This is a genomic window from Pseudomonas saudiphocaensis (assembly GCF_000756775.1).
Taxonomy (GTDB): Bacteria; Pseudomonadota; Gammaproteobacteria; order Pseudomonadales; family Pseudomonadaceae; genus Stutzerimonas; species Stutzerimonas saudiphocaensis.
Window position 1 is genome coordinate 1501220 of the sequence record NZ_CCSF01000001.1, and the last position, 15696, is coordinate 1516915.

Here is a 15696-nt window from a genome sequence, read left to right on the forward strand (position 1 = left end):
TGTCACATAGTTCCATGGACAGTATCGGCTCGCCCGCAGCTGGAAGGCCTAGCTGAACAGCCCTGGGTGTACCGCCCCGTCAGTGTAAGCTGAAAGGTCATGCCTCCCTACCCCTCGCGATCAGAAGCGCGGATTAGCAAGACGGCAGTGGGCTAGCTAATAGTTCAATGCGACCTGATATGCCATCACGCTCGGCTTTCTGCAAAAGCGTCACCGCGCGCACAGCGGCGGCTGGACACTCCGATCAAGCCTCGACCTGACTCCACTGCTTGTTCAGGCGTTTGTCCGACACTGGCATTTTCGTTCCGAGTTGCTGCGCCCAGAGCGAGACGCGGTATTCCTCCAGCATCCAGCGGTAGAGCGTCAGCTCCGGATCGCGCTTGCCCTCCTGCTGGTGCTTCTTCAGGCGTGCCTGGTACTGCTCCCAGTAGCCGGCCAGCTCGCCTGACCAGACGCGATCGCGTTGCAGCTGCGCGCCGATCTTCTCGAAGCGCTGTTCGACGGCTTTCAGGTAGCGCGGGTACTCCTTCAGCCACTCGGCCGGCGTTTCACGCACGAAACCGGGATAGACGAGCCCCGCCAGCTGCGCCTTGATGTCGTTGAGCGCCACTGCCTGGGCCAGGTCGATCTTGCCTTTGAAGCGCTTCTGCATGCCGTGCCAATGCTTGAGGATCTCCAGCGTCAGCCGCGCAAGGCGCTCGGCATGGGCGGCCCAGTCGCCGCGCTTCCTTTCCGCCAGCGAAGCCAGGGCGGCTCCGTCGCGCGGCAATGGGGCTTCGCCGTCGAGGATGCAACTGTCCAGGCTCGCCAGCAGGATGTCCTCTACCAGCGCATCGACCTTGCCCAGGTCGCGATAGAGCAGCCCCAGTTCGGTCAGGCCCGGCAGTTTGTTGCGCAGGTATTTCGCCGGCTCGGCCAATTGCTGCAAGAGCAGCCGCTGCAGGGCGCGGCGATGCTGGTAGTCGGCTTCGGCCTGGGTCGGGAAGCGCCCCTCCTTGACCACACCGCCCTCTTCCACCAACGCCGGATACACCGTCATGGACAGCCCGGCCATCTTCGCCTGGGCCTTCTCCGCCACTTGGGCAAAGCCCTTGGCCTCGACCGGTTTCTGTTCGGCCTTCTGCTGGGGCGGCGCCAGTGCGGCCTGGCTGGCCTCGTTGAAGCGTGCTGTCAGTTCGGCCAGGTCGCGGCCCTCGCCGAGGAACTTGCCGCGGGCATCCACCACTTCGATGTTCATCTTGAGATGGCTGTCCAACCCGGCCGCGGCATCGCGCCAGGCCTCCTCCGGTACGCGGGCGCCGGTCATGCGCAGCAGCTCGCGTCCCAAGGCTTCCGGCAGGGAGCCTTCGCCGAAGCTGATCTTGGCCAGCGCGGCGCCAACGAAATCAGGCACCGGGACGAAATTCTTGCGAATCGCCTTGGGCAGGTTGCGCACCAGCGCCACGGCCTTAGCTTCGATCAGACCCGGCACCAGCCAGTCGAGCCGCTCGGCGCGCAGCTGCGGCAGCAAGGGCGCCGGCACGCGCAGGGTGACGCCATCGCGCGGGTGGTTGGGCTCGAAGTGGTAGTCTAGCGGCAGTTGCAGCTCGCCGATGCGCAGGCTGTCCGGGTACTGCGCAGCGGTGACTTCGCTGGCCTCGCGGGCCAGTACATCCTCCTCACGCATGATCAGCAGCTGCGCGTTCTTGGCGCTCTCGCGCTTGTACCAGTTCTCGAAGCTGGCGGTCTGGTAGATATCCGCCGGTAGGCGCGCCTCGTAATAGCCGTAGAGGGTTTCCTCATCGGCGAGAATGTCCCGACGGCGCGCCTTGGCTTCCAGCTCATCCATGCGTTCCAAGAGTTGGCGGTTGGCCGAGAGTGCACGGGCGCGGCTGGTGATTTCGCCTCGCACCAGACCTTCTCGGATAAACAGCTCGCGCGCCGCCGACGGGTCGATGGGGCCGTAATGCACCGGGCGCTTGCCCACCACCATCAGTCCGTAGAGCGTGACCTGTTCATAGGCCACCACCTGCCCGCGCTTCTTCTCCCAGTGCGGTTCGAAGTGGTTCTTCTTGATCAGATGGCCGGCCAAAGGCTCGATCCAGTCCGGCTCGATCTTGGCGACCATGCGCGCAAAGAGCTTGGTGGTCTCCACCAGTTCGGCGGCCATCAGCCAGTTGGGCTTCTTGCGGCCGATGACGCTGGAAGGATGCACCCAGAAGCGCCGCTGACGAGCACCGAGGAAGTCACCCTCCTCGGTCTTGTGGCCGATCTGGCTGAGCAAACCGGAAAGGATCGCCTTGTGCACCGCGGCATAGCCCTTGGCCTTCTGCGCGGCTTCGCTGGCCTCGGCCTGTTGCCGGAGGATGACGTTGACCTTGGTGTCCTTCGTCGGGGCTGGCTGGGAGGCGGCCTTGGATGGACGCGTGGAAGAGGCTTCGCCGTCTTCCACCCTACGGGCGCCACGTTTTTCGTAGGGTGGATGGCCGGAGCCATCCACCTTTTTGTGTGCACCCAGCTGAAGCTCACGCGCGATCAGCAGCAGCTGCCGGTGGGCATCCCTCCACTCGCGCAGGCGCAGGTAGTTGAGAAAGTTCTTCCGGCACCAGCTGCGCAGGGCGTTCGAACCCAGCTCCTGACGCTTTTCCTCGAAGCCGCGCCAGAGGTTGATCAGCGCGGCGAAGTCCGAATCGGGGTCCTTCCACTGCGCGTGGGCCTGGTCGGCCTGCTGCTGGCGATCGGCCGGGCGCTCGCGCACGTCCTGCACCGAGAGCGCACTGGCGACGATCAGCACTTCCGCCAGGCTGCCTTGCTGCGCCGCTTCTAGCAGCATGCGGCCCAATCTTGGATCGATCGGCAGGCGCGCCAGCTGGCGGCCGAGCGGCGTCAACTGGTTCTCGCGGTTGACCGCCGACAGCTCCTGCAACAGGTTGAAGCCGTCGCTGATAGCCTTGCCATCCGGCGGCTCGATAAAGGGGAAATCCTGAATGTCGCCCAGACGCAGGTGCAGCATCTGCAGGATCACCGCGGCGAGGTTGGTGCGCAGGATCTCCGGATCGGTGAATTCGGGCCGGGAGAGGAAATCTTCTTCGCTGTAGAGGCGGATGCAGATGCCCGGCTCGACCCGCCCGCAGCGGCCCTTGCGCTGGTTGGCACTGGCCTGGGAAATCGCCTCGATGGGCAGGCGCTGGACCTTGGCGCGGTAGCTGTAGCGGCTGATGCGCGCGGTGCCGGAGTCGATCACGTAGCGAATGCCCGGCACGGTCAGCGAGGTTTCCGCAACGTTGGTGGCCAGCACGATCTTGCGGCCGGCTGCCGGGCGAAAGATCTTTTGCTGCTCGGCGGGCGTCAGGCGCGCGTACAGCGGCAGCACCTCGGTCAGGCGCAGATTGGCCTTGCGCAGCATCTCGGCGGCATCGCGAATCTCGCGCTCGCCGGGCAGGAACACCAGCACGTCACCGGGGCGCTTGCCGACGGATTTCTCGTGCGCCTCGATCTCGTCCAGCGCGGCTAGGATGCCTTGATCCACGGTCAGGTCGTCCTCGACGCGGTTGCCGTCCTCGTCGGTCTCGGCGGCCAGCGGGCGGTACCAGGTCTCCACCGGATAGGTGCGGCCAGAAACTTCGATGATGGGCGCATCCGGAAGGCCGGCCCCATTAAAGTGTTTGGAAAAGCGCTCCAGATCGATGGTCGCCGAGGTGATGATCACCTTGAGATCCGGCCGGCGCGGCAGCAGGGTCTTGAGGAAACCCAGCAGGAAGTCGATGTTCAGCGAGCGCTCATGGGCCTCGTCGACGATGATGGTGTCGTACTTTTCCAGAAAGCGGTCGTGCTGGGTTTCCGCCAGCAAAATGCCGTCGGTCATCAGCTTGATCAGGGTGCGGTCGGTGCTCTGATCCTCGAAGCGCACCTGATAGCCCACCAGCTCGCCCAACGGCGTACCGATTTCCTCGGCCACCCGTGTGGCGACGCTGCGTGCGGCCAGGCGGCGCGGCTGCGTATGACCGATCAACCCATGCACGCCGCGGCCGATTTCCAGGCAGATCTTCGGCAACTGGGTGGTCTTGCCCGAGCCGGTTTCGCCGGCGATCACCAGCACCTGGTGCTTTTCCAGCGCCGCCTTGATCTCGTCACGCTTGGCGGCAATCGGCAAGGCATCGTCGTAACGGATGGCGGGCACATTCTGCCGGCGCGCCTCGACTTTGGCCGCCGAGGCCTGGAAGCGCTCGAGCCACTGCGCCAGCTTGGCCTCGTCCGGCTTCTTTCTCAGCTCATGCAGCTGACGGCGCAGCCGGTGGCGGTCGGCGTTGAAGGCCTGATCGAGATTTTTGAACAGGGTGTCGAAGGCGGGCGTTGCGTCGGTCATGGACAGCCGTGGGGCAATTCGTGAAGGGCGCGATTGTCGCAGATTTGCCCGGCCAACGCAGACAGCGTGAGATTGGCGGCGGTACTACAAGCCAGGCGCTAAAGACCTGGCCTGTAGCAGCGGAGAATCACGCAGCGGACGGCGCCGCTGCGGTTTGCATCAGACGCGGAACTGGCCGACCAGACCCTGCAGGCGCTCGGTGAGCGCGTTGAGGTCACGTGCGGTCTGCGCACCCTGCTCCGCATCTCGGGCGACAACATCCACCCCGTCGGCGATCTGGTGCACGCTGCGGTTAATCTCTTCGGCCACAGCAGTCTGCTCTTCGGCAGCGCTGGCAATCTGCGCGTTCATCGAGTTGATGGTGCCGATCAGGGCGGCGATGGCATCCAGCGATTCGCCGGCCTGGTTGGCCTGCTGCTGAGTGCTCTCGCCTTTCTCGCCGGCCCGCAGCATTGTCGCCACGGTGTTGGAAGTGGCGCCTTGCAGCCGGTCGATCATGCCCTGGATCTCGCCGGTGCTCTGCTGGGTGCGGCTGGCCAATGCACGGACCTCGTCGGCCACCACGGCAAAGCCACGTCCTGCCTCGCCTGCCCGAGCAGCTTCGATGGCAGCGTTGAGCGCCAGCAGGTTGGTCTGCTCGGCAATGGCGCGGATCACGTCCAGTACGCCGACGATACCCTTCACGTCCTGCTGCAAGCCTTCCAGCGATTCGCTGCTACCACGCAGTTCGCCCACCAGTTCGTGGATCTGACGGACGCTCTGGTCAACCACCTGCTTGGCCTGCTGGCCCTGCTGATCGGTCTCGCGCGCCGCTTCGGCCGCCCGCTGTGCGCTCATGGCCACTTCACCGGCAGCGGCGGACATTTCGTTGATGGCGGTGGCCACCTGGTCGGTTTCGCTGCGCTGGCCGGCCATGGCCTGCTCCGAGCGCTGCGCCTGGCTGGCGACCGCGCTGACCAGACCGCCGAGCTGGCTGGTGGTACCTGCCACCTGCTGCACCAGCGAGTGAATCTTCTCAACGAAACGGTTGAAGGAACGGGCCAGATCGGTCAGCTCGTCGTTGCCGTACAGCGGCAGACGATGGGTCAGGTCGCCATCACCCTGGGCCATGTCGTCCAGGTTGGTCTTGATCAGCATCAGCGGACGCAACAGTGCATTACCCACCATCATCGCCAGCACGCCCATCAGTACCAGCAGCGCGATGGCAGAGCCGAGCATGATCATGACCAGGGCGTCGATGCGCTCCTGAAATTCAGCGCGCGCGGCCTGCACGTCGCGCTCGACGCCGTCGAGGTTCAGCGCGGTGCCGAAGAACATGTCCCACTTGGGCAGGTGCAGTGCATAACCCACCTTGGGCACGATGGTCTTTTCGGCGCCTAGCACGAAGCTGTAGTGAACGTAGTGGCTACCGTCCATGGCCGCACGCGCCAGATCGCGAATGGGGTAGCGGCCCTCGGCGTCCTTGAAGTCGTAGAAGCTTTCGCCGATGCGATCACCGGTGTTGCCCTGGAAAAGGCGTACCGTCTTGGTGTCATAGCCAAAGAAGTAGCCTTCCTTGCCGTAGTTCAACTCCTGCAGCAGGGCGACAGCCTCGTCACGGGCGGCAAAGTCCATCGAGGCGGAGGCCTCGTAGATCGGCTTGATGGCGTTGTAGCCGATGTCCACGTAATGCTTGAGCTCAGCCTGTCGATCTCGAATCAGGCTTTCCCGGGTCTGGGTTTCCTGTTCCGCAGCCAGATGCTGCAGGCGCATGACCGTTATGCCACTGAGCAGAACCGCCAGCAACAGGATCGGCCCAAGGGCCAGCAGAAAGAGTTTTGTACGTAGGCGCAGATTAAGCAGCATTTTCTTGTATTCCTGACATTTAGGGCCACTGCCACCGTTAAAGCGACGGCGAAGAGGGACTGCTTAAGTTTTCGGCAAGCGGCTGCGCTTATTTACCCCGGCCAAGCAAAAAATGACCACCGGTTTGCTTGCCTGTAATGGCGCTCGCAGAGATGTTTCGAGGGGTGCTGCGGCAATGCTCAGCCAGTAATGCAATGTTCGGCCAATAAAAAGCCCCGCATAAGCGGGGCCTTGTATTCAGCCGGACAGATCAGCTGGCTGCGGCCAGCTTTTTCAGTTCCTGATCACGCAGTTCGCGACGCAGGATCTTGCCGACGTTGGTGGTGGGCAGGCTGTCGCGGAACTCGACGAGCTTGGGTCGCTTGTAACCGGTCAGGTTGTCGTGCATGTGCTGCATGACTTGCTCCTTGGTCAGGCTTTCACCCGGCTTGACCACGATAAACACCTTGATTGCTTCACCCGACTTCTCGTCCGGCACGCCGATGGCTGCGCATTGCAGAACACCTGGCAGCGTTGCCAGCACATCTTCCAGCTCGTTCGGGTAGACGTTGAAACCGGACACCAGAATCATGTCTTTCTTGCGGTCGACGATGCGGATATAGCCGTCTTCCTGAATCAGGCCAATATCGCCGGTCTTGAACCAACCGTCGGCATCAAGCACTTCGGCAGTGTCTTCAGGGCGCTGCCAGTAGCCCTTCATCACCTGCGGACCTTGGATGCACAACTCGCCAATCTCACCCTGCGGCAGCTCCTGACCGTCATCGCTGATGACCTTGAAGCGGGTCGACGGCACCGGAATGCCGATGGTCCCGATCTGAATGTTCTTGATCGGGTTGACCGAGGCTACCGGGCTGGTCTCGGTCAGGCCGTAACCTTCGCAGATGGCGCAGCCGGTGACCTGCTTCCAGCGCTCGGCAGTCGCCAGTTGCAGTGCCATGCCGCCCGAGAGAGTGACTTTGAGCCCGGAGAAATCCAGCTTCTGGAAGTCCTGGTTATTGCACAGCGCCACAAACAGCGTATTGAGGCCCACGAAACCGGTGAAGCGGTACTTCGAGAGGTCCTTGATCATTGCCGGCAAGTCGCGCGGGTTGGTGATCAAAATGTTGTGGTTACCGATCAGCATCATCGCCATGCAATGAAAGGTGAAGGCGTAGATGTGATACAGCGGCAGCGGCGCGATAAGGATCTCGCTACCCTCGTTCAGGTTGGCAGCCATCAAAGCCTGGCACTGCAGCATGTTCGCGACGATGTTGCGGTGTGTCAGCATCGCGCCCTTGGCCACGCCGGTGGTGCCGCCGGTGTATTGCAGAACGGCGATATCGTCATTGTGCGGATTGGCTTCCTGCGGAGTCTTGCCGCGCCCGAGCGCCAATGCGTCGTTGAGCTTGACCGCTTTGGGCAGGTTGTAGGCCGGCACCATCTTTTTCACATGCTTGATCACCGCATTGACCAGCATGCGCTTGAGCGGCGCCAGCATGTCGCCGACTTCGGTGACGATGACGTGCCTGACCCCGGTTTTCGGCAGGATGCTTTCAGCCAGATGCGCCATATTGGCCAGGCAGATCAGCGCCTTGGCCCCGGAGTCGTTGAACTGGTGCTCCATCTCCCGCGCGGTATACAGCGGGTTGGTATTGACCACGACCAGGCCTGCACGCATGGCGCCGAATACGACGACGGGGTATTGCAGCAGGTTGGGCAGCTGAACGGCGATACGATCGCCAGGCTGCAGATCGGTATGTTGCTGAAGGTAGGCGGCGAACTCGCCGGACAACCGATACAACTCACCATAGGTGAGGGTCTTGCCGAGGTTGCTGAAGGCCGGTTTCTCAGCGAAGCGCTCGCAGGACTGTTTGAGCACAGCCTGGATGTTCTGGTATTCGCCGGAATTGATTTCGCTTTCGACTCCGACAGGATATTTATCCTTCCAGAAGTTATCGGTCATGACCCCACTCCTAAGCGACTGCTTTCTGCGCGTGGCAGCAATTTTGTTGTGATTTGTTAATTTTGCGCCGGTAAAACGGGCAAAAAGTCGGGCGAGGTTAGCAGCTTTAAAACTGGCCGAACAGCGTCCGGAACAGAGAAAAACGACATAAAGTGACCATTAAAAGGAAGCCGGTCACCCATTTTCCGGGTGGCCGGCACTCATGTAAAAGGTCTTCAAACCTGGTCTCGCAGCTCCCGACGAAGGATCTTCCCCACCGGGGTCATCGGCAGTGAGTCACGGAAAACCACCTGTTTCGGCACCTTGTAGCTGGTGAGATTTTCCCGGCAGTAGGCCTGCAATTCCTCCACGGTCAGGCTGCTGTCGCTGGGCACCACAAACAGCCGGACCGCCTCCCCGGTTTTCTCGTCCGGCACTCCAATTGCCGCGCAGGCAGAGACCTTGGCATGCGCCATGACGACATCCTCGACCTCGTTGGGGTAGACGTTGAAGCCGGAGACGATGATTAGATCCTTCTTGCGGTCGACAATACGCACGAAGCCATCCTCGTCGATTACCGCGATATCCCCGGTCTTCAGCCAGCCTTCGCTATCGAGAACTTCTGCAGTGGCTTCCGGGCGCTGCCAGTAGCCCTTCATGACCTGGGGCCCCTTGATGCAGAGCTCGCCCCGGGCGCCAAGGGGCAGCTCCTGGCCATCGTCATCGATCACCTTGAGCAGCGTACCCGGTACCGGCAGACCGACAGTCCCGAGGCGCGCCATGCCGCCATAGGGGTTGGCACAGGCCACGGGCGAGGTTTCGGTCAAACCATAACCCTCGAGCACCTGACACCCGGTGATGCGCTGCCAGCGCTCGGCCACAGCGGAGACCAGAGCAGTCCCACCGGAGTTGGTGGTCTTCAGCCGGGAGAAGTCGAGCTTGTTGAAATCGCGGTGGGCCATCAGCGCCACGAACAAGGTATTGAGGCCGAGAAAGGCGGTGAACTGCCAGCGCTGCAGCTCCTTGACGAAACCATCGATATCACGCGGATTGGTGATGAGCACATTGTGATTGCCCGTCACCATCATGCACATGCAGTTAACCGTGAAGGCGTAGATATGATAGAGCGGCAGCGGCGCGATCATGATCTCCTCACCATCCTTGACGATGGCCTGGCCATGCTCGTCCAGTTGCTGCATGACGGCATGCACCTGCTGCATGTTGCCCACCAGATTGCCATGGGTAAGCATGGCGCCCTTGGCCGCACCGGTAGTCCCGCCGGTATATTGCAGCACGGCGATATCTTCCAGGCTGAGGGCAACCGGAGCCGGGCTTTGTCCCGCGCATTCGCGCAATGCCTGCTTGAACGATACAGCCTGCGGCAGGCTGTATTCGGGCACCATTTTCTTCAGGTGCTTGACGGCGGCGTTGACCAGCACGCCCTTGAGCGCCGGCAGCATGTCACCGATACGCGCCTCGATCAGATACTCGATATCGGTATCCGCCAGCACCTCCTGCACCAACCTGCCGAAGGTATTGAGGTAAATGAGCCCGCGCACACCGGAATCCTTGAACTGGTGCCGCATCTCGCGGGCGGTATACAGCGGGTTGGTATTGACCACCACCAACCCCGCGCGCATGGCGCCGAAAACCGCAATGGGATACTGCAGCAGGTTGGGCATTTGCACAGCGATGCGATCACCGGGTTGCAGATCCGTATGCTGCTGCAACCAGGCGGCGAAGGCTGCGGAGTAGCTATCCAGCTCGGCGTAGGTCAGCGTCACCCCCATATTGCTGAACGCCGGGCGGTTTGCGTGGGTCTTGCAGGAGCGCTCAAACACTTCCACCACTGAGCGAAAGCCGCCCATATCTACCTCGTTGGGCACGCCAGCAGGGCGTTTGTCATTCCAGAAGTCAGGTTGCATTGTTATTGGCCTCTTTTACCTGAAGTGGACGACACCGAACTTAGCAGCTAAGCGGTACGGCATGACAGGCTCGCGGTAGGCAAATCACTGCCGTGAATCTTTCAACAAGCCTGACGCTGCCTCCCGCTCCCTCAGCTATACGTAATATTGAAAGCTGAACTGCAGATTCGAATCTTCATCCGCCTGGTGCCAGGTAATAGAGTCACCATCCCCATCGACGAGGAATACCCATGAAGCTGTACTACAAGCCTGGCGCCTGCTCGCTGGCCCCGCACATCCTGCTCTGCGAAACCGAACAGCCTTACAGCCTGGTCAAGGTCGACCTGATGACGCATCAGACGGAGGATGGCGGGGATTACTACGGCATCAATGGCAAAGGCGCCGTACCGCTACTAGAGCTTGCGGACGGCACACGGATATCCGAGGGCGCGGTGATCGCGCAGTACATTGCGGAAACAGCCGGGCGCGAAGATCTGTTACCCGCCACGGGCCTGCCCCGTTACCGGGTACTGGAATGGCAGAACTACGCTTCCGCCGAACTGCACAAGTCATTCGTGCCGCTGTTCAACCCGCTGCTCAGCCAGGCAATGGATGACAAGGCCCGGGCCGCATTCATCGCAACGCTGGAGCGCAAGTACAGCTGGGTTTCAAGCCAGCTTGATGGGCGTCGCTACCTAACGGGCGATGACTTCACCGTGGCCGACGCCTACCTGTTTGTCACCACTACCTGGGCGCCTCGCGCGGGTGTAGACCTATCGGGGCTGGCGCCACTGCAGGCCTACGCCGCACGCGTGGCCGAGCGACCTGCGGTTCGGGCAGCCATGCAGGCTGAAGGGCTGATCTGACATCCCGGCAACCGCCTCAGCCTCACGGCTGCCGATAGCCCGGGTGCGGATTTGCAGGGCCGGTTTGGCGACAAGATCGCAGCCGGCCTCTAGCAAGTCGTAGAGAATGCAGCCTTAGCAACGCAGGTAGTTTTTCGACGGCCTGATAGAATGCGCCGCCAAGTTTGTGCCGCGGTCGCATCGACGCCACGCGCAGGCTTACGGGACCGGCGGGCAACCGCCGCCAGCGACCGCCCTACATCTGAGGAAACTTGATGACCACCATCAACAACACGCCCTACTCCGATCTGGAAGTTGGCCAGACAGCCAGCTTCGAAAAATCCGTGGAGGAGCGGGATATCCAGCTGTTCGCAGCCATGTCGGGCGACCGCAATCCGGTGCATCTCGATGCCGAGTACGCCGCCGCAACGCCGTTCAAGGAGCGCATCGCCCACGGCATGTTCAGCGGTGCGCTGATCAGCGCCGCGGTCGCCTGCACCCTGCCGGGGCCGGGCACCATCTACTTGGGCCAAACCATGAATTTTACCCGCCCGGTAAAACTCGGCGACACCCTCACGGTGCGCCTGGAAATCCTGGAAAAGCTGCCGAAGAATCGCGTGCGTATTGCCACCAACGTGTTCAATCAGAATGACGAGCAGGTGGTCGAAGGCGTGGCCGAGGTCCTGGCGCCGCGTCGCGCGCAAAGCGTTGAATTGAAGGAACTGCCGCCAATCAACTTCGGCTGATCGGCGCCTCGCAATCGCGGTTGAAGCCGCTTCAACCGCGGGGGCTTTCTGACAGCCCTGTCTATCGCGCGATGCCGCAGGCTTCGCACAGGTCAGAAAAAGAGCAAAAAAAAGGGCGACCTAAGTCGCCCAAATGCCTTGCGTGCTCTGTTGCTCCAGCCGGATTACCGCTTCTTTTGCGCATCCCGCCAGATGAAATATCCGAAGCCCCCAAGGAAGACGACCATCAGGCCGACTGTGACAACCCCAGCGAGCACCACATTATCGACGAACATGATTACCTTCCTCCAAACCGTCGTACTGTCTGATGGCTTCAAGGTACCTTGCTGACCGAATAAAAAATTGACCGATATCAATAGCCGCGAGCCCTGAGCGCACGGGGGCTGCGCAAGCTGACCTGGATCAAGAAAACAGGGGTATCGGCGAGGGGATGTCGCGAGGGGATGATGCTCTAGGGGCGCTTCTTCGACTTGCCCTTGGCCTTCTTCTTCGGCTTGCTCAGCGGCAACGCCTGCTCGAAAGCCTGGCGCATCTGGTCAAGGCGCTTGTCCTTGATGTCGTGAATACGCTTTTCACGCTCTGCGCTGAAGTCGATCAGTTTCACTTCACTGCTCATGGGATGACTCGCGTTCCGGCTACCAGGTGCCTTCAATGATACTGCTTCAGACCTGCACATCCACCCAGAGTCCCTGGCGTGGCAGTTCATCGAGCGCCTGCTGATCCTCTTCGGCAGTTTCGCCTTCGGCCAGTTCCTCTGCGGTATAGCCACGACGCTGACGCCGACGTTGCTTGTCGCGCTGCATTTGCTCGGCTTCCTCGCGCTGCCTGCGCTCCAGCTCCACAGCGCTTTCCTTGGCGCTCGGCTCTACCGGCGCGACAGGCACGATATCGGGACGCGGCTTGACCACGTCCTGCTGGGCGTTTACCTGAACGACCCCGACGGGGATGACTGGCAGCATCTTCGCTCTCCTTGCGACATGACCGACCTACTGACTATAGCCTGCACCGGTTGATCGGCCGAGCCGGCAACGACTTTAACCGCGGGACTACACTGGCTTTGGGGCCGTTTCCGTTTTCATCGCCGCTGCGAATACTAAAACGGGCCATTACCTTGATTCTGTGGGCATCTGTCGTCGCTCTGACGACCTTGTTCCGTTACCATAGCGCGCTTTTTTCACAGCGGGAGGCAGCATGGCGCAGCAGTATCTACCGGGGCAACGCTGGATCAGCGACAGCGAGGCTGAACTTGGCCTGGGAACCATCCTGACGCTCGACGGGCGAATGCTCACCGTGCTCTATCCGGCAACCGGTGAAACCCGGCAGTATGCGGCGCGCAGTGCCCCGCTGACCCGCGTGCGCTTTGTCCCTGGCGATGAGGTGACTCACTTCGAAGGCTGGAAGATGACCGTCCGCGAGGTCGACGATGTCGACGGCCTGCTGGTCTATCACGGCCTGACCGCGCAGAACGAAGCCCGTACCCTGCCCGAGACTCAGCTTTCCAACTTCATCCAGTTCCGTCTGGCCAGTGATCGCCTGTTCGCCGGGCAGATTGATCCCCTGAACTGGTTCAAGCTGCGCTATCACACGCTGGAAAACCAGAGCAAACAACTGACCTCCTCCTTGTGGGGTCTGGGCGGCGTACGTGCGCAACCCATCGCGCATCAGCTGCATATCGCCCGCGAAGTCGCTGACCGTATCGCCCCGCGTGTATTGCTGGCCGATGAAGTCGGCCTGGGCAAGACCATCGAAGCTGGCCTGGTAATTCACCGCCAACTGCTCACCGGCCGCGCTCGCCGCGTACTGATTCTGGTACCGGAAAACCTCCAGCATCAGTGGCTGGTGGAAATGCGCCGCCGCTTCAACCTGGAAGTCGCCCTGTTCGACGACGAGCGCTTTATCGAGAGCGATGCCAGCAACCCCTTCGAGGACACCCAACTGGCGCTGGTCTCGCTGGAGTGGCTGAAGGAAGACGAGCGCGCTCAGGACGCCGCCTTTGCCGCCGGCTGGGATCTGCTGGTCGTGGATGAGGCGCATCACCTGGTCTGGCACCCGGACGGCGCCAGTCCCCAGTACCAGCTGGTCGAACAGCTGGCCGAGGTCATTCCGGGCGTACTGCTGCTAACCGCAACACCCGAGCAGCTCGGCCAGGAAAGCCACTTCGCCCGCCTGCGCCTGCTCGATCCCCATCGCTTCCACGACCTTGAAGCCTTCCGTGCCGAAAGCGCCAGCTACCAGCCCGTGGCCGAGGCGGTGCAGGAACTGCTGGACGAGGGTCGTCTGTCCGAGCGCGCGCACCAGACCATTCATGAATTCCTCGGCGCCGAGGGCGAGGCCCTGCTGGCTGCCGCCACCGACGGTGACATCGACGCCAGCAGCCGACTGATCCGCGAGCTGCTCGACCGCCACGGCACCGGCCGCCTGCTGTTCCGCAACACCCGCGCCGCCGTGCGTGGTTTCCCCGAGCGCCAACTGCATCCCTATCCGCTGCCCTGCCCGGACGAATATCTGGAGCTGCCGCTGGGGGATCGTGCAGAGCTGTATCCGGAAGTCACCTTTCAGAGCCAGCAGGACGACGCCGATGCGCAGAATCGCTGGTGGACCTTCGATCCACGTGTCGAATGGCTGATCGACACACTGAAGATGCTGAAGAAATTCAAGGTGCTGGTCATCTGCGCCCATGCCGAAACTGCGCTGGACCTGGAAGACGCCCTGCGCGTGCGCTCCGGCATTCCGGCCACGGTATTCCACGAGGGCATGAGCATCCTCGAACGCGACCGCGCCGCCGCCTATTTCGCCGACGAAGAGTTTGGCGCTCAGGTGCTGATCTGTTCGGAGATCGGCAGTGAGGGTCGCAACTTCCAGTTCGCACACCATCTGGTGCTGTTCGATCTGCCGGCGCACCCAGACCTGCTCGAACAACGCATCGGCCGTCTTGACCGTATTGGCCAGAAGCACACCATTCAGCTGCACGTGCCCTATCTGGAAACCAGCCCGCAGGAGCGCCTGTTCCAGTGGTACCACCAGGCTCTGAATGCCTTCCTCAATACCTGCCCCACCGGCAACGCGCTGCAGCACCAGTTCGGCACGCGCCTGCTGACTCAGCTGGAGGAAGGTGACGACGAGGAGTTCGACAAGCTCATCACCGAAGCCCGCGCCGAGCGTGAACGGCTGGAAGCCGAGCTGCATGCAGGCCGTGATCGCCTGCTGGAACTCAACTCCGCCGGCGGTGAGCAGGGCGCAGCCCTGGTCGAGGCGATCGAGGAGCAGGACGATCAGTACGCCCTGCCGATCTACATGGAAGAGCTGTTCGACGCCTTCGGCATCGACAGCGAAGACCATTCCGAGAACGCCCTGATCCTGCGCCCCAGCGAAAAGATGCTGGATGCCAGCTTCCCGCTGGGTGACGACGAAGCCGTGACCATCACCTACGACCGCGAACAGGCCCTGGCCCGCGAAGACATGCAGTTCCTCACCTGGGAACACCCCATGGTGCAGGGCGGCATGGACCTGGTGCTGTCCGGCTCCATGGGCAATACCGCGGTGGCGCTGATCAAGAACAAGGCGCTCAAGCCAGGCACCGTGTTGCTGGAACTGCTGTTCGTCAGTGAAGTGGTAGCGCCACGTGCGCTGCAGCTCAACCGCTTCCTGCCGCCGCTGGCGCTACGCTGTCTGCTGGATGCCAACGGCAACGATCTGGCAGCAAAGGTCGCCTTCGAGACCCTCAACGACCAGCTGGAAAGCGTGCCACGGGCCAGCGCCAACAAGTTCGTTCAGGCCCAGCGCGATGTACTGGCGGCCCAGATAAGCAGTGCCGAAGCCAAAGTTGCGCCGCGCCACACCGAACGCGTCGCCGCTGCCCAGCGCAAACTGCAAGCCAGCCTGGACGAGGAACTGGCGCGCCTCACCGCCTTGCAGGCGGTCAACCCCAGCGTGCGTGACAGCGAGATCGAAGCCCTGCGCAAGCAGCGCGAAGAAGGCCTGGCGGCGCTGGAGAAAGCGGCGTTGCGTCTGGAAGCGATTCGGGTGCTGGTTGCTGGCTGAACCTGAACGCTGAAAAGCTCCGCGCGAGGGCTAGGCTCCCACCAGGCAC

10 protein-coding genes and 1 pseudogene are annotated in these 15696 nt (G+C 62.0%); 3 read left to right on the plus strand and 8 right to left on the minus strand.

Going from position 1 to position 15696, the window contains the following annotated elements:
- Positions 1–244 precede the first annotated feature (244 nt).
- From hrpA to fadD2, 5 genes and pseudogenes are all read right to left on the minus strand, one after another.
- The gene (hrpA, locus tag BN1079_RS07005; RefSeq protein ID WP_037023253.1) at positions 245–4345 is read right to left on the minus strand and encodes an ATP-dependent RNA helicase HrpA; all 4101 of its coding nucleotides are present in this window, start codon (positions 4343–4345) and stop codon (positions 245–247) included.
- A 159-nt stretch (positions 4346–4504) separates the two neighbouring features.
- Positions 4505–5260, minus strand: coding sequence for a methyl-accepting chemotaxis protein (locus tag BN1079_RS17955; RefSeq protein ID WP_408581879.1), 756 nt, complete (start codon positions 5258–5260; stop codon positions 4505–4507).
- 102 nt (positions 5261–5362) lie between these two features.
- Positions 5363–6190, minus strand: a pseudogene (locus BN1079_RS17960) (cache domain-containing protein); the annotation flags it as partial.
- Positions 6191–6440: 250 nt separating this feature from the next.
- Positions 6441–8132: a long-chain-fatty-acid--CoA ligase FadD1 gene (gene fadD1 / locus BN1079_RS07015; protein WP_037023255.1), complete on the minus strand. Its 1692-nt coding sequence runs from the start codon at positions 8130–8132 to the stop codon at positions 6441–6443.
- 215 nt (positions 8133–8347) lie between these two features.
- Entirely contained in the window at positions 8348–10036 is a 1689-nt protein-coding gene (gene fadD2 / locus BN1079_RS07020) for a long-chain-fatty-acid--CoA ligase FadD2 (RefSeq protein ID WP_037023256.1), read from the minus strand.
- A 230-nt stretch (positions 10037–10266) separates the two neighbouring features.
- On the opposite strand from fadD2, the gene gstA reads away from it, so the two are divergent.
- Both gstA and BN1079_RS07030 read left to right on the plus strand, forming a co-directional pair.
- Positions 10267–10881 carry a glutathione transferase GstA gene (gene gstA, locus BN1079_RS07025; RefSeq protein ID WP_037023257.1) on the plus strand — a complete coding sequence of 205 codons (615 nt, stop codon included), beginning with the start codon at positions 10267–10269 and terminating at the stop codon, positions 10879–10881.
- A gap of 254 nt (positions 10882–11135) precedes the next feature.
- Complete coding sequence (locus tag BN1079_RS07030) at positions 11136–11606, plus strand: MaoC family dehydratase (RefSeq protein ID WP_037023258.1); 471 nt, start codon at positions 11136–11138, stop codon at positions 11604–11606.
- A gap of 164 nt (positions 11607–11770) precedes the next feature.
- Here BN1079_RS07030 and ccoM read toward each other — a convergent pair whose 3' ends face one another.
- The 3 genes from ccoM to BN1079_RS07040 form a co-directional block, all read right to left on the minus strand.
- A complete protein-coding gene (gene ccoM, locus BN1079_RS17905; protein ID WP_037023259.1) occupies positions 11771–11881 on the minus strand; it encodes a cytochrome c oxidase subunit CcoM in 111 nt (36 codons plus the stop codon).
- A gap of 176 nt (positions 11882–12057) precedes the next feature.
- Positions 12058–12222: a hypothetical protein gene (locus BN1079_RS17710; RefSeq protein WP_171819291.1), complete on the minus strand. Its 165-nt coding sequence runs from the start codon at positions 12220–12222 to the stop codon at positions 12058–12060.
- Between the two features lie 46 nt (positions 12223–12268).
- Positions 12269–12565 (minus strand): hypothetical protein, encoded by a 297-nt coding sequence (locus tag BN1079_RS07040; RefSeq protein WP_037023260.1) that lies wholly within the window; start codon positions 12563–12565, stop codon positions 12269–12271.
- A 232-nt stretch (positions 12566–12797) separates the two neighbouring features.
- Here BN1079_RS07040 and rapA point away from each other — a divergent pair, with 232 nt between their 5' ends.
- On the plus strand, positions 12798–15647 hold the full coding sequence (rapA, locus tag BN1079_RS07045) for an RNA polymerase-associated protein RapA (RefSeq protein WP_037023261.1): 2850 nt from the start codon (positions 12798–12800) through the stop codon (positions 15645–15647).
- Positions 15648–15696: the final 49 nt, after the last annotated feature.